The sequence below is a fragment of the Tepidiphilus thermophilus genome (assembly GCF_001418245.1).
GTDB lineage: Bacteria > Pseudomonadota > Gammaproteobacteria > Burkholderiales > Rhodocyclaceae > Tepidiphilus > Tepidiphilus succinatimandens.
On record NZ_LIPU01000030.1, the window covers coordinates 1 to 1,661 of the forward strand.

2 protein-coding genes are annotated in these 1,661 nt (G+C 69.2%); both read left to right on the forward strand.

The genetic code is table 11. The features are described 5' to 3' along the window. Positions 1-102 precede the first annotated feature (102 nt). Positions 103-1,446: a uroporphyrinogen-III C-methyltransferase gene (locus tag ASC37_RS11140; protein ID WP_082438494.1), complete on the forward strand. Its 1,344-nt coding sequence runs from the start codon at positions 103-105 to the stop codon at positions 1,444-1,446. 111 nt (positions 1,447-1,557) lie between these two features. Further along, positions 1,558-1,661: helix-turn-helix domain-containing protein (locus ASC37_RS11970; protein ID WP_157287488.1), on the forward strand; the 104-nt coding region annotated here is incomplete at its 3' end.

Below are 1,661 nucleotides of genomic sequence, written 5' to 3' on the forward strand. Positions count from 1 at the left end.
GAAAGTCACGCCTGTCAGGCACGAGCACGGTCATCGAGACGGCTCGGGGCAGGAAGAAAACCGTGCGCACTTTTGCGTACGTTTTTGAGAGCAGAAGTGTCGATGAACGAACCCAGAGCGCAAGAAGAAGCCAAACCTTCGGGGCAAGATCGTCCCCTTGCGGCCGAAACGCCCGCTGCGGCTGTGGGCGGCGCGACTGCCGGGGCTGGAGCCCCTTCCGCCTCCCCACCTGTGGGCGATGCCGCAGCCGCCCAGGCCCAAGGCGGCGCTTCGGCGGATTCGCCGCCAGAGGGGGCGGCCAGTGCAACGCGCGGCGCGCGGGGTGCTTCGACGGCAAGCGCGACTCCGGCGCGAGGGCGCTCCGGCGTCTGGGCGCTCATCGCCGGGATCGCGGCGCTGCTGCTCGCCCTGGGGGCATACGGCTATACGCGCCACGTCGCACAGCAGGAGTCGGAACGGCGCCAGATGCTCGAAGAACGGCTCGGCCGGCTCGAACAGGGAGCGCGCCGCAGCGAGGAATCCTTTCAGCAGCTTCAAGGAGCTTTTACCATCCTGTCGCAGCGCCTGGACACGGTGCAGCACACGCTCGGGCAGGTTCAGGGGCAGGTGGATGAGTTGCGCGAGATCGGCCGTCTGGTGGAACGTTTGACCCAGGCGCTGGCGCAGCAGGATGAACGGCGCCTGCTGCTGGAAGCGCGCGATGCGCTCATCTACGCCCAGCGGCGCATCGACTGGGCGAACGATCCAGCCACGGCGCTCGCCGTGCTCGGCGAGCTCGACGCGCGCCTGGCCAAGGAAAGCCGAGGACTCTTCCTTCCCCTGCGTCAGGCGCTCGCCCGTGACCTGGAGCGGCTGCGTGCCGCCCCGCGCGTCGATCTCGACGGGATCCTCGCCCGGCTCGACGCGCTGGAATCCCGCCTGCCGCAGCTCACGCTCGCCTTCGCCGCTCCCATGCCGGAGACGTCGGCGGTGGCCGCGCCACGGCTCGCCGCCGAGGCTGCGCCGCAGGACGCTTCGGCGCCGGCGGAATCGCCCTGGTATCGCCGCGCCTGGCAGGCGCTGCTGCGCGGCACGGACGAGGTGCTCGCGTCCGCGGCAGGCCTCGTGCGCCTGGAGCGGCTCGATGCCGTCGCGCCGGAGCTGCTCTCGCCGCAGCAGCGGCTGGTGCTCGAAGAGAACCTGCGGCTGTGGCTTGCCAGCGCCCGGCTCGCGGCGCAGGGTGGAGACGAAGCGCGCTACTGCGCCGCGCTCGGCAAAGTGCGCGAAACGCTGGTTCGATTCTATGTGAGCGACGACCCTGCCGTGGCGTCTACGCTCGCCGCCCTCGACGAGCTCGCGGCCCAGCCGCTCGCGGCGCATCGCGTGGCGCTCACCGATTCCTTCGCCGCGCTCGCCCAGATTGAGGCGCGCCTGCAGGCCGAGGCGGCTGCCGCCTCCGCGCCCTGAGGAGCTAACTCTCGTATTACAAAAAGTGCAAATTAGTCCATAAGGGTGTTCATGGAAAATACCATGAGCACAGGCAAGGCGGCAAAACTTCTTGGCGATGAGTGACTGACCATGCACCTTACCCACCGAATCGCCCTTCGTCCCACGCCCGAGCAGGCGGATTACTTCAAACGCGCCTGCGGCACGGCCCGGCGCGTGTGGAACTGGGCGCTCGC